Consider the following 12,715-nt stretch of genomic DNA (forward strand, 5'->3'; position numbering starts at 1 on the left):
CCCTCATGACCGTCGTCGGCCCGTTCGTGAAGCCGCGCCCGCCCCGGTTCTGGGTGGTCGTCCTGGCCGTCGTCTTCGCCCTGCTCCAGCTCGCGAACGTCACCGGCCGCGACACCCCCGACACCAAGAACTACCTCTCGTACGCCCTGAGTCTGCGCGGCGCGAGCAAGCACGAGGCGGCCGCGGCCACCATCGACTACGCCTGCGCCGGCCGGGCGTCCATCGCGCGCCGCAATCAGAGCGTCAACGTCGTCCACTTCCGCGAGCCGAGCCCCGCCCGGCGGGTCGCCGAGGAGTGCCGGCGCGACCAGTGGGGGTGGGTGTCGAAGCGGCTGAGTGCCGGGCAGACGGCGGGCCACACCGTGCCGTTCATGCCGCCGCGCTTCATGCGGATCTTCGAGGCGCGCCCCGGCTACCCGGTCTTCCTGGTCCCCTTCATCACCGTCCTCGGCGTGAAGTGGGGCCTGTGGACGTCGAGTGTCCTCATCACGGTCACCGGGGGCGTACTCGCCTTCCTGGTGCTGCGCACCCTGCGCGCCCCCACTATCGCCGCGCTGACCGGACAGGCCCTCTTCTACGTCCTGCCGTGCGGCACGACCGCCATGCGGCCCATGACCGAGGGCCTGCTGCTGACCCTGACTCTGGCCGCGCTGTGGGGCTGCGCACTCGCTCTGGAGGGCCGGACACGGGCCGCGACCGCGCTGGTCGGCGGGTCCCTGGCCGCGCTGTTCGCCGTCAAGCACTCGCAGGCCCTGTTCCTCGGGCTGTGCCTGGCGGGTGCCTGCGCGGTGCTCGGCATCCGGCGCGGCGGGCTACGGCAACCGCTGCGCAGGCTCGCCCGGCCGTTGCGGGAGGTGGGGGTGGTGGCGGCCTGCGGGGTCGCCGTCACCCTGCTCGCGGCGAAGGTGCTGGGCTACCCGTCCGAGTCGGAGTCCCTCCAGGACCTGCTCACGGCCCACTTCTCCCGGCCCGACCGCGGCCGCCCGTGGTCGGACTTCCTCGACCTGGAGGTCAACTTCTGGGTGGAGTGGCTGCGTCGCGAGTTCTGGCAGCCGTTCTTCCCGACGGCCCTGCTGGCCGGGGCCTGGGGCGCGCTGCGGCAGCGTCCGGCCTTCGGGGTGTTCCTGGTCGCGGGCGCGCTCACCGGCGTCCTCAACCAGGCCGGGCACCCCGACATCAACATCTACGGCGACCGGCTGATCGTGCTGGCGTGGGTGCTGCCGGTGGTGGGACTTCCGCTGCTGCTGGAACAGGTCGTACGGCCTCGGGTGCGGGGTCTCGACACGGTGCCGGGCCCGCTTCGGACGCACGCGGGGCCGAACACCGCGATGGACGCCGGGGCGGGCGCCGGGCTGGACGCCGGAGTCGCTCGATGAGGTGAAGTTCGGCAAAGCCGTTGGCTTCGGTGGGCATATACGACAAATGACCCGAACAGCTCAGACCGAGGTCGGCCTCCTCGTCCGGCGGACCGCCCGCGGCGCGACCGCACTGCGCGGCGGCGCTCCCTGGCGCCCCACGCCCTATCAGGTCTTCGGCGGACTGTTCTGGCTGGTGCTGTGCCTCGCCTCCTGGCGGGTGCCGATGTGCTGCGACTTCGGCCAGCACGCGGCGGTCGTCGAGCGCCTCAAGGCGAGCCTCCTGCATCCGGCCCATCCGACGGCGGACCTGCCGGGCGAGGGCAGCCCCTTCTACTCGCCGTACACCGTGGCCCAGGGCGCCTTCGCACGGGTGACGGGCCTCGCGGGCTGGGAGGTGGTACGGCTCTCGGCGCCGCTGAACCTGCTGGTGCTGCTGACGGGGATCGGCCGCTTCGTGCGCGTCCTGGCGCCCCGCCGCCCCTTTGCACCGGTGTGCGCGCTGCTCGCGATGGTGCTGCTGTGGGGCACCGAGCGGGCCTGGTCGAGCGGCTACCTCGGGCTGATGTCGATGACGGGCAACCTCGGCTATCCGTCGACGTTCGCCATCGGACTCACCTTCTGGGCCTGGGCGCTCACGGGCACGCTCGCGGGAGGGATCGGCGGCCCGGTCCGGTACATCGGCCCGAGCGGACTGCGGAGCCTGTCCGGGTACAAGGGGCTCGGCGTCCTCTACGGCCTGATCCTGCTCGTCCATCCGATCACCGCGTCGGCGGCGGCGCTCGGGGCGGTGGCGTTCGTGGCCGGGTGGCAGCGGGGATGGCGGGCGGCCGTGGCGGCCCGGTGGGCGATCACGGGGGCGGCGGCGCTGATGGTCGCCCACCTCTGGCCGTACTTCGACGTCCTCGCGCTGCCCGGGGACCACAGCATGGACGCGATGCACCGGCGGCTGTATGAGGGGGTGCCGGGGCACTTCTGGCTGGCGCTGATCGGGGTACCGGCACTGTGGCTGCGCGCGCGGCGCTCCCGGCGGGACCCACTGGTGCTGATGTTCGCGCTGGACTGCCTGGTGGTGGCGTACGGCTGGATCAGCGGGCACTACACCTACGGCAGGATCCTGGGACTCGCGCTCGTGGCACCGCAGTTCGCGCTCGCGATCGAGCTGGCGGCGGCGCGGCCGTGGCCGGTGTGGCGGCGGGCGCTGGGAGCGGTGGCGGCCGTCGGAGCCTGCGTCGGCTTCCTCACGGTGCAGGCCGGTGCCGTCGTACCGCGTTCACTCGATCCGGTGAGTTTCGACCAGCCACCGCGCTGGCCCTCGTACGACTGGGCGGCGCGGCACATCAAGCCCGGCGAGGTGGTGATCGCCGACGGGTACTACGCCGCCCGTCTGATCCCGGCCTACGGCCCGAACCTGGCCGCTCCCGTGTGGCCGGACGCGGGACTGGACGAACGGGAGCGGGTGCGGCGGCTCGCGGCCGTCCGGGGGTACCTCGACCCCACGTCGACGCGGGCGGGGCGCTCCGCGGTGGTGCGGCGGTATCACGTGCGGTGGCTGTTGCTGACGCGGTGGAGTCGGGTGCCGGAGGAGGCGACGGTGGTGGATTGGAGCCGGCGTACGGGTGAGGTGCTCGCGCGCGTGAGGGCGTGAGAGGCCGCTCGGAGGCTGCGGGGCGGTGGGGAACGAGCGTGCACCCCCGCACCCCTGAAGGGGCACGGGGGTGCACGCGTGATCACAAGATCCCGTACTGGATCCCGTACTACTCGATGACGAGCTCGACCGGGATGTTGCCGCGGGTGGCGTTGGAGTAGGGGCAGACCTGGTGGGCCTGCTCGACCAGCTTGCGGCCGGTGGCCTCGTCCACGGAGTCGGGAAGCTCGACGCGGAGCGTGACCGCCAGGCCGAAGCCCTCGCCCTGCTTGCCGATGCCGACCTCGCCGGTCACCGCGGCCTCGCTGACGTCGACCTTCGCGGCGCGGCCGACGAGGCCGAGGGCGCTGGCGAAACAGGCGGCGTAGCCGGCGGCGAACAGCTGCTCGGGGTTGGTGCCCTGACCACTGCCGCCCATCTCCACCGGGATGGCCAGCTGGAGGTCGAGCTTGCCGTCGGAGCTGACGGCGCGGCCCTCGCGGCCGTGGGTGGCGGTGGCGACAGCGGTGTAGAGCGCGTCCATGGAGACCATCCCTCTCAAGTCAAGGTCTTGCCGGGGCGGCCGGTCCGACCGCCTCACGACCTCAATTAGAGCACGCAATTCAATTGCGCACAACTTAATGGTGGGCAAGAGCTATCCTGGAGTCATGACCGCCATGCCGACCCCGAGCACCCAGGCCCCGTCCGACGGGGACTACCTCCGTCTCGACCAGCAGATCTGCTTCTCGCTGAACGCCGCCTCACGCGCCTTCGGGGGCGTGTACCGGGTGATCCTCAAGGACCTCGGGCTCACCTACCCCCAGTACCTGGTGATGCTGGTGCTGTGGGAACACGGCGAGCTGCCCGTGAAGAAGGTCGGCGAACATCTGCGGCTCGACTCCGGGACACTGTCCCCGCTGCTCAAGCGGCTGGAGACGGCCGGTCTGGTGCGGCGGGAGCGCAGCGCGGTGGACGAGCGCTCCGTGCACGTCCATCTCACGGACGAGGGAACGGCCCTGCGCGAGCGTGCGCTGCGCGTGCCGCGCCGGATCGCCGCGGCGACGGGCGCGAACCTCGAGGAGATCCGGGAGCTGCAGGCGCGGCTCGACCGGCTCACGGCGGCACTGGACGCGGCGGCGCTCGACCCCGCGGCCCTGGACGCGGCCGGCGCGGACGTCTCCTAGGGTCCGATCCATGGGGCAGGTCCCAGCGGTGGTGTACGTACACCGGGCAGGTCCTGGCGGTGGTGTATGCACACCGGACAGGCCCTAGCGGTGGCGTACGTACAGGCGGAGGGTGACACCCCTGCGGACGATCTGCTCGCGCAGGGTGAATTCCCTGGCGAGTACGGCGCGTTTGGTGTCCTCGGTCGCGACCGAGGTGTCCGGATGCCAGTTCGGCCGGAACACGAACGGTTCGCAGACCAGCCACACCCGGTCGAGCCGCTCGAGCCGGCTGCGCAGTTCGCGCGGGCCAACTTCCGTCCCGTACAGCGTCCCGGACGCTATGGCGGACGTCTTCAGGGCGACGTCGCGCACCCCGCGGAAGCCCGCCGGGTAGGCCAGCGCCGAGCGACGTGTGAGCGACGGCATGTACAACACCGGATCGCCGGGCCGTAGTTCGGAGCCGGCGGCGGCGGAGACGGCGGCGAGGTTGTCGGGACGGTGGGCGGGGTCGCGGTCCTTGCGGAGCAGGGGGAACTGGACGGCGAGGACGAGGGAGATGGCGAGGACACCGGCGAGGGCGACGAGGCGGGGAGCCGCGGCGCTCGGCAGCCGCGACACCCACCCGGTCAGCCGCTCCGCCCCCGCCGCGGCCAGCAGCGGTGCCCCGGCCAGCGCGTAGAGCACATACCGCTCGTCGTACAGCGGCCGGAAGCGGGAGACCGCGATCAGGACCGCCGGCGGGACCAGCAGCAGCGGCAGGGCGACCGACACGAGGTTCACCTCGCGGCGTCGCGGGAACGGGCGCCACAGGGCGAGCGCGATCAGGAACACGTAGGGCACGAACACCAGTTGGGCCTGGCTGAGGAACGCGTGCGTCAGATGGTCCACGCTCTTGCGGTTCGGCACCGCCAGCCATGCCACCTGCGCCGACTGCCGGTGGGAGACGACCGCGAGCGGCGCCAGGACGAGCGACGTGGCCCCCGCCGCGACGCCCCATCGCCACCACACCCGCCATGGCATCCGCGTCAGCGCCAGGGTCGTGCCGTGGGCGAGCAGGAGGAGTACGGCGAACTCGTGCAGCAGGCAGGTGACGGCGACGGTCACGCCGTACGCCCACCAGCCTCCGTCCCCGCGCAGGGCCCGCACGAGGAGCAGGGTCGCCGCCGTCGCCCCGGCCGCGACCAGGGCGTACGAGCGGCCCTCCTGGGCGAAGTGCCCGGTCAGAGGGGTGACCGCGTACAGCAGTCCCGCCCACAGACCGACGCGGGGGTTGCACAGACGGATCCCGAGGGCCGCGACGAGACCCGCGGTCGCGGCGGCGCCGACGACCGAGGGCAGGCGCAGGGCGACCTCGCCGGGGACGGGGGCGAGGACGAGATGCATGAAGAGGTAGTACAGGCCGTGCACCGCGTCGACGTGGTGCAACAGATGCCAGATCTGCGGAACCGAGCGCCGCGCGACCTGGTAGGTGGCCGCCTCGTCGCGCCACATGCCCCCGCGGTCGAGCCTCCAGAGCCCGAGCGTGAACATGACGAGCACCGGCAGCACCACGGCGACGACCCGCGCCACGGGCTCGACCGAGACCTCCGGGGCCTCCAGGCGGCCGGCGCCGGACCGTTTCATTAACACGCTTACCCCCATGTCCAACTTCTTACTATTAACTGACCTTCGTTAACCTTTGATGGCGTATCGGTTCTTGTGAGGCATCCGAGAGCTTACGATCCGGGCTTGATGAGCGCTTACCTGAGCCCCCGAGGCCGATCCCGTCTGCTCCCCCTCGCCGCCGCCTGGGTGGCGACCCGCGCCCTGATGCTGTGGCTGCTCGCGCACGACAACCTCTCCGTGCTGGGCAGCGGCGGGGTCTCCCGCGAGGCGAGTCACCTCTATTTCCGCTGGTACGAGACCCTGTCGCACGGCGCCTATCCGGCGGGCGACCGGCTGTGGCAGTACCCGCCGGGCGCGGGCCCCGTCCTGCTCTCGCCCGGGCTGCTGCCGGGCCTGACATACCTGCAGGCCTTCGTGGCCCTGACGCTCCTCGCGGACGCCGTGATCGTGCTGGCCCTGGCACACGCGGGCAGCAGACCCGGCCGCAGCCTGCGCGGCGCGGCACTGTGGACGCTGGGCCTGCCGTTGCTCCTGCACATCCCGCTCGCCCGCTACGACGTACAGGTCACGGCGTTCGCCGTCGTCTCCCTGCTGGCGCTGAAGCGCTCCCCGCGTGCGGGAGGCGTGTTCGCCGCGCTCGGCGCCCTGGTGAAGGTCTGGCCCGCACTCGTCCTCATCGGCACACCCCGGGGCCGTACGACCCGGGAGGCCTGGACCGCGGCCGTGCTCACGGCGGTCACCCTGCTCGCCGTCCTCGCGACCGCCTTCAGCGACCCCTTCGACTTCCTGCGCCAGCAGGGCGGCCGGGGCGTGCAGATCGAGTCGCTCGGCGGCACCGTGCTCGGCTTCGCGCGCCACGCGGGCTGGCCGGGCAGCGTGCGCTACCAGTACGGCGCGATGGAGTTCGTGGGCCCCTACGTCCAGACGGTCGCGACCCTCTCGCTCGCCCTGACGGCCGTCTCCTTCGCGCTCCTGCTGCTGTGGCGGGTGCGCGCACGGCACTGGACGGCGGCGACCCCGTACGACGCCGCGCTCGCCGCCGTGCTGATGTTCACGGTGACGAGCCGGGTGATCAGCCCGCAGTACATGGTGTGGCTGCTCGGTCTGGCCGCCGTGTGCCTGACTTCGCGGCACACCACACAGCGCCCGGTGGCGGCGCTCGTCGTCGCGGCGACGGCGGTCAGCTCCATCGCCTACCCTGCCCTGTACGGGGAGGTCATCGACAGCACCTGGACGGGCTGTTTGCTCATGCTCATCCGCAACGGTCTGCTGGCGGCCGCGGCGGTGCTGTCCTTCACCCGGCTCTGGCACTCCGGACTTCCCGTGCTCGTGGTGGATCGACCGAAAGACGACAGGCGGAAACGGAACCCCCACCAAATTCCTGTCGTCTTCCGGACCGGCCACTAAGTACCTCTTAACGGAAAATTACTGTCAAGCCCTACGATTTCGGCCCGTGGATCCTATGAAACCTCATCACCCGCAGGTCTGTGTCGTCGTCATCGGTTACAACGACGCCGACCACGTGACGGACGCGGTGCGTTCGGCACTCGCTCAGGGCCCGGCCGTCCTGGAGGTGCTCGCCGTCGACGACCGCTCGACCGACGGCAGCGCCGACCTCCTCGACCGCCTCGCCGCCGATGAGCCGCGCGTGAAGGTCATACGCCGCTCGGAGAACAGCGGCGGCTGCGGGAGCCCCCGCAACGACGGGATCGACGCGGCGACCGCCCCGTACGTGATGTTCCTGGACAGCGACGACGTGCTGCCGCCGGGCGCCGTGGACGCGCTGCTCGAAGCGGCGCGGGAACAGCGCACGGAGGTCGCGGCGGGTCTGTGCGTACGCCGCGAACTGCCCTCGGGCCGTGAGGTCCCCTGGGAGCGCGACCTCTACGCGAAGCCCGCGCTGATCCCTCACCCGACGCAGCGGCCCCGTCTGGTCCACGACACGCTGTGCGTCAACAAGCTGTACCGAACCGACTTCCTTCGTGAACACGCGATCCGCTTCCCCGAGGGCCGTCACCCCTACGAGGACTTCGTGTTCACCGCGCGCGTGCTGGCCGCCGGGCCGCGCATCGCGCTGATCCCCGACACGGTGTACGTGTGGCATGTGCGGCGCGGCGCCCAGCAGTTGTCGATCTCGCTGGACCGCGCGGACATCGAGAACTGGCGCTCCCGCACCGAGGCGCACCACACGGCCTACGAGATCCTGCTCAGCGCCGGTGAGAAGCAGCTCGCCCGGGCCGCCAACGCCAAGTTCCTCGACCATGAACTGCGCATGTACGCCCGCGAGTTGGAGCTGCGCGACGCCGACTACCAGCGGGCCTGGTGGGAGCTCACGCGCACCTACCTGTCGACGTTCGACGCAAGCGACTTCACCGTCAACCCGACCGCGCCCGGCCGGCTGATCGCCCGTGTCGTGCTCGCCTCCGATGAGCCCCGCGACCTGCCGCGCCTCAAGGAACTCGCCGCCCGCCCGGCCCGGTTGCGCCCGCCGTACGCCCGCGCCGCCGACGGCACGCCCGTCTGGTCGGACGACCTCCCCCAGGTCACGCTGGACCACTACCTGCAACGCCCCGCGCATGTGCTGCCCGTCGCGGTCGACGCGGAACTGCGTCCCCGCGCGCGTGCGGCACGGCTGCGGCTGCGCCTGCACGACCTGTACGGACGACTCGCGGAGGCCGGTCCGGCCTCGGCGGACGTGGAGTTCGCACACCGGGACGAGGGGCGGATCGGGCTGAGCCTGCCGGTCGAGCTGGCCCAGGACGCGGACCGGACCACCTGGTCGGGCGAGCTGCCGGTGGACCTGTCGGCGCTGGGCTCGGGCACCTGGGACCTGCGGCTGCGGGTTCACTACCGTGACGGTTCGAGCCGGGACGTCACCGCGCACGCGGTCGGCGGCGGGGGCCTGCTGCGCCGCCGCGCGGTACCGAACCTGCGGTACGGCGTCCTGCTGGTGCAGCCGTACCGCACCCACGCGGGGGCGCTGGCGCTGCGTCTGGCACCCGGGCTGCGGGGGTTGACCGACGTGGTGCGCCGCCGGCTCAAGCGCCTGCTTCACTGACGTCGCACCGACACATCGATCTCACCCCGACCCGACCCAGACCTCACACCGATCTCACACCGATGTCACACCGATCTCACTCCCGAGGGGACGACCGTTCATGACCTGGCTGATCACCGGCGGCGCCGGCTACATCGGGGCACACGTGGTGCGCGCGATGCGGGACGCGGGCGAGCAGGCCGTGGTCTACGACGACCTGTCCACGGGCATCGCCGAGCGGGTCCCCTCCGACGTACCGCTGGTGGTCGGCTCGACGCTGGACGCCGAGCTGCTGGCCCGCACGATCGAGGAGCACGCGATCACCGGCGTGGTCCACCTCGCGGCGAAGAAGCAGGTCGGTGAGTCCGTCGACCTCCCGCTGCACTACTACCGCGAGAACGTCGAGGGCCTGCGGGTTCTCCTGGAGGCGGTGACGGCGACGTCCGTCGGCTCCTTCGTGTTCTCGTCCTCCGCCGCGGTCTACGGCATGCCGGACGTCAACCTGGTGACGGAGGAGACCCCCTGCGCACCCATGAGCCCGTACGGCGAGACGAAGCTGGCGGGCGAGTGGCTGGTCCGTGCGACGGGCCGCGCCACGGGCCTGTCCACGGCGTCGCTGCGCTACTTCAACGTGGCGGGGGCGGCGACCCCCGAACTCGCCGACGTCGGCGTCTTCAACCTCGTCCCCATGGTCTTCGAGAAGCTCACGGAGGACGCGCCGCCGCGCATCTTCGGTGACGACTACCCGACGCCCGACGGGACGTGTGTTCGGGACTACATCCACGTGGTGGACCTGGCGGAGGCCCACGTGGCCGCGGCCCGCGCCCTCGATGCCTCGCCCGGGCGGGACCTGACCCTCAACATCGGCCGCGGGGAAGGCGTTTCCGTCCGCGAGATGATCGACCGGATCAACGCGATCACCGGCTACGACCGTCCCGCGGTGACCACACCGCGCCGCCCCGGCGACCCGGCGCGCGTCGTCGCCTCCGCCGACCGCATCTCGGTGGAACTGGGCTGGAAGGCGAAGTACGACGTCCAGGACATGATCACGTCGGCATGGGCGGGGTGGGTACGGCTGCACCCCGGCGCGGCGCGCTCGTAGCGCCTGTCGGCTCAGGCCCCGCCGGCCCGGGTCCTGCCGACCCGGGCCGCGTCCGCCCAAGCCGCGTCCGCCCAAGCAGCCTTGTCCGCCCAGCCCTTGTCCGGCGGACCGGACCTAGACGGAGACAGCCTGCGGGGTCAGGCTCTGGCTCTGGCTCTGCTCGGATTCCAGCCGGGGAAAGGTGACGCCGGTCAGTTCCTCGGAGGCCGCCCACAGGCGGACCGCGGACACCGGGTCGCTGGCCGCGGCCGAGCGTCCGACCAGTGTCGGCGCGCCACGCATCTCGCCGAGCCCGTCGGGTCCCACGTAGCTGGCGCCGGGCAGGTCCTGCGTCGCGGCGTACAGCGTGGGCAGGGCGCCGGCCTTGTTGTCCTGGGCGATGAACCGGTTGCCCACCGCCATCAGCGTGCGCCGCAGCACGCTGGCGTCCCGGCCCTGGAGGCCGGTGGCGGCCCAGCCGGGGTGCGCGGCGAGGGCCCGTACGGACGAACCCGCGGCGGCCAGCCGGCTCTGGAGTTCCAGGGTGAACAGCAGATTGGCGAGCTTGGACTGGTTGTAGGCGGCGACGGGCGAGTACTCGCCGGTCAGGTTCGGGTTCTCGAAGTGGATGCGGGTGCCGGGCATCCTGTGCGCCCCCGAGGACACGGTGACCACCCGGTCGGTGAGGTGCGGCAGCAGCAGGTTCGTCAGGGCGAAGTGCCCCAGGTGGTTGGTCCCGAACTGCATCTCGAAGCCGTCCTTCGTACCGGCCTCGGGGATGTTCATGACGCCCGCGTTGTTGATCAGCAGATCGAGGTCGCCCCGCCAGGACGCGGCGAACTCGCGCACGGACGCGAGGTCCGCGAGGTCCAGTCGGCGTACCTCGACGCTTCCGTTGACCGTGTGGGCGGCGGCCTCCCCGCGCTCCGGGTCCCGCACGGCGAGGACGACATGGGCGCCGGCCCGGGCGAGGGCGTCGACGGTGGCGATGCCGAGCCCGCTGTTGGCGCCGGTGACCACGGCCGTACGGCCGCGCTGGTCACCGATGTCGCCCGCGTTCCACTTGCTGTTCTGGTCAGCCGAGTGCTTGGTAGCCATGCCCTGAATGTAGACGCCGACAACAATGATGTCAACGACAACAATGATGACGATGCCAACAAAGCTGACAGCGCCAACAATGTAGTCGCCGGTTACATACCGGATAGACTGTCGGGCATGCAGACCCGCCCTCGCCGCTACCACCATGGAGACCTGCGCGCCGCACTGCTGACCCGCGCCGAGGAAACACTCGAGGAGAAGGGTCCCGGCGCCCTGTCCCTGCGCGAACTGGCCCGCGACCTGGGCGTCAGCCACGCGGCCCCGAGCCGGCACTTCAAGGACAAGCAGGCCCTCCTGGACGCGCTGGCCCTGGCCGGCTTCGAACGGCTCCTGGCCACCCTGACCGCGTCGCAGGAGACCGCGGGCGAGTCGTTCGCCGACCGGCTCGGCGCCCTGGCCCGCACCTACGTGGGCTTCGCCACCGCCAACGCGGAACTCCTCGACCTCATGTTCGCCGTCAAGCACGACCCGGAGGCGTCCGAGGCCCTGGTCAAGGCCTCCCAGAGCATGGGGGGCCTGGCCGCGGAGCTCATCACGCAGGCCCAGCGCCGGGGCGAGGTCCGCGAAGGCCCCCTGGAAACCATCGCCATCCCGATCTTCAGCACCCTCAACGGCTTCGCGCGGCTCGCGGTCAGCGTCACCCTGCCCAGCGCGACCCTGGACAGGGACCTGGAACACGTCATCGCCCACACCCTCCGCGGCTGCGCCCCGGACTCCCCCGCACCGCGCTGACCCCGTGCCCCGCCCTGAAGAACGCGCCGTCGGCACCGTTCTCGGCTCCGCCGTGGGAGACGCCCTCGGCGCGCCCTTCGAGTTCGGGCCCGAGGGAGCGTTCTCGGCCCGCTTCCCCGTCGCCGGACAGGGCGGGGAAATGTGCGGAGGGGGCGGCTGGGACCCGGGCGAGGCGACCGACGACACACAGATGGCGGTGCTGGTCGGCGAGTCCCTGACGGACCACGACACGCTCGAACTCCCCGACATCTTCAGCAGATTCCGGCGCTGGGCCGCCGCCGACCCCAAGGACATCGGCCTGCAGACCGAGGCCGTGCTCACCGGCGAAGACCCCTGGGACCTCGCCGCGGCCCTGCACTTCCAGGTCAGCCAACGGGCGGCCGGGAACGGGGCGTTGATGCGGGCGGCCACGTCCGCCGTGTACTTCGCACGGCAGGGGCGGGACGCCACCATGGAGGCCGGCCGCCGCATCGCCGCGCTCACCCACGGCGACCGCGCGGCGTGGGAAGGCACCGCGATCTTCCACGAGTTGATCCGGGTCGCGCTCGACGGCGGCGACCCGGTCACCGCCGTGCCGGACGTCCTGGCGGCCGTGCATCCCGACCATCGGGCTCGGTACGCCGTCGTTCTCGCCGACGCCTGGCATCCCGATCAGGCGACGGCTGGGGGTCTGGGGGTGCCCCCCAGAAAACACAGCAACGGGGCTGTGTGGCCCTGTCTCGGGTCCGCCCTGTGGGCGGTGCGCAGCACGGGCTCGTACGAGGACGCCGTGCGGGCCGCCGTGGATCTCGGCGGCGACACGGACACCGTCGCCGCCGTCACGGGTGGGCTGGCCGGAGCCCTCTACGGGGTGGACGGGATTCCGGGACGGTGGGTGGCGGCGCTGCACGTGCCGCTGCCGGGGTTCGGCGGGCGGGTGCTGAGGGCGGCCGAACTCGTCGGGCTGGCCCGGCGGCTGGCGGGGTGAGTGCCGGCCGCCGGGAGCCGACGCGTACCCGGCGCGTACCGGGCGCG

The 12,715-nt window shown here is 72.0% G+C and carries 11 protein-coding genes; 8 read left to right on the top strand and 3 right to left on the bottom strand.

What is annotated here, in order from left to right; genetic code table 11:
• The first annotated feature begins 5 nt into the window (after window positions 1–5).
• Together AQJ27_RS39425 and AQJ27_RS39430 are read left to right on the top strand one after the other, a co-directional pair.
• Window positions 6–1,376 (top strand): hypothetical protein, encoded by a 1,371-nt coding sequence (locus AQJ27_RS39425; RefSeq protein ID WP_067379943.1) that lies wholly within the window; start codon window positions 6–8, stop codon window positions 1,374–1,376.
• Window positions 1,377–1,422: 46 nt separating this feature from the next.
• Window positions 1,423–3,003 (top strand): hypothetical protein, encoded by a 1,581-nt coding sequence (locus AQJ27_RS39430; RefSeq protein ID WP_067379946.1) that lies wholly within the window; start codon window positions 1,423–1,425, stop codon window positions 3,001–3,003.
• Between the two features lie 109 nt (window positions 3,004–3,112).
• Here AQJ27_RS39430 and AQJ27_RS39435 read toward each other — a convergent pair whose 3' ends face one another.
• Window positions 3,113–3,526 (bottom strand): organic hydroperoxide resistance protein, encoded by a 414-nt coding sequence (locus AQJ27_RS39435; RefSeq protein ID WP_054229732.1) that lies wholly within the window; start codon window positions 3,524–3,526, stop codon window positions 3,113–3,115.
• 124 nt (window positions 3,527–3,650) lie between these two features.
• Between AQJ27_RS39435 and AQJ27_RS39440 the strand changes: the two genes are divergently transcribed.
• The gene (locus AQJ27_RS39440; RefSeq protein ID WP_054229617.1) at window positions 3,651–4,166 is read left to right on the top strand and encodes a MarR family winged helix-turn-helix transcriptional regulator; all 516 of its coding nucleotides are present in this window, start codon (window positions 3,651–3,653) and stop codon (window positions 4,164–4,166) included.
• An 84-nt stretch (window positions 4,167–4,250) separates the two neighbouring features.
• Here AQJ27_RS39440 and AQJ27_RS39445 read toward each other — a convergent pair whose 3' ends face one another.
• Window positions 4,251–5,771 carry a glycosyltransferase family 39 protein gene (locus AQJ27_RS39445; RefSeq protein ID WP_235613758.1) on the bottom strand — a complete coding sequence of 507 codons (1,521 nt, stop codon included), beginning with the start codon at window positions 5,769–5,771 and terminating at the stop codon, window positions 4,251–4,253.
• Between the two features lie 108 nt (window positions 5,772–5,879).
• Between AQJ27_RS39445 and AQJ27_RS39450 the strand changes: the two genes are divergently transcribed.
• The 3 genes from AQJ27_RS39450 (at window position 5,880) to galE (ending at window position 9,892) form a co-directional block, all read left to right on the top strand.
• Window positions 5,880–7,160 carry a glycosyltransferase family 87 protein gene (locus AQJ27_RS39450; RefSeq protein WP_201264420.1) on the top strand — a complete coding sequence of 427 codons (1,281 nt, stop codon included), beginning with the start codon at window positions 5,880–5,882 and terminating at the stop codon, window positions 7,158–7,160.
• A gap of 55 nt (window positions 7,161–7,215) precedes the next feature.
• Window positions 7,216–8,811 (top strand): glycosyltransferase family 2 protein, encoded by a 1,596-nt coding sequence (locus AQJ27_RS39455; protein WP_067379947.1) that lies wholly within the window; start codon window positions 7,216–7,218, stop codon window positions 8,809–8,811.
• Window positions 8,812–8,911: 100 nt separating this feature from the next.
• Entirely contained in the window at window positions 8,912–9,892 is a 981-nt protein-coding gene (gene galE, locus AQJ27_RS39460) for a UDP-glucose 4-epimerase GalE (protein ID WP_067379948.1), read from the top strand.
• A gap of 114 nt (window positions 9,893–10,006) precedes the next feature.
• Here the strand turns inward: galE and AQJ27_RS39465 are convergent, their stop codons facing one another.
• Window positions 10,007–10,969 (bottom strand): oxidoreductase, encoded by a 963-nt coding sequence (locus AQJ27_RS39465; protein ID WP_067379950.1) that lies wholly within the window; start codon window positions 10,967–10,969, stop codon window positions 10,007–10,009.
• Between the two features lie 117 nt (window positions 10,970–11,086).
• On the opposite strand from AQJ27_RS39465, the gene AQJ27_RS39470 reads away from it, so the two are divergent.
• Together AQJ27_RS39470 and AQJ27_RS39475 are read left to right on the top strand one after the other, a co-directional pair.
• Complete coding sequence (locus AQJ27_RS39470; protein ID WP_067379952.1) at window positions 11,087–11,701, top strand: TetR/AcrR family transcriptional regulator; 615 nt, start codon at window positions 11,087–11,089, stop codon at window positions 11,699–11,701.
• 4 nt (window positions 11,702–11,705) lie between these two features.
• Window positions 11,706–12,668, top strand: coding sequence for an ADP-ribosylglycohydrolase family protein (locus tag AQJ27_RS39475; RefSeq protein ID WP_067379954.1), 963 nt, complete (start codon window positions 11,706–11,708; stop codon window positions 12,666–12,668).
• Window positions 12,669–12,715: the final 47 nt, after the last annotated feature.

This window comes from Streptomyces olivochromogenes, assembly GCF_001514115.1.
GTDB lineage: Bacteria > Actinomycetota > Actinomycetes > Streptomycetales > Streptomycetaceae > Streptomyces > Streptomyces olivochromogenes.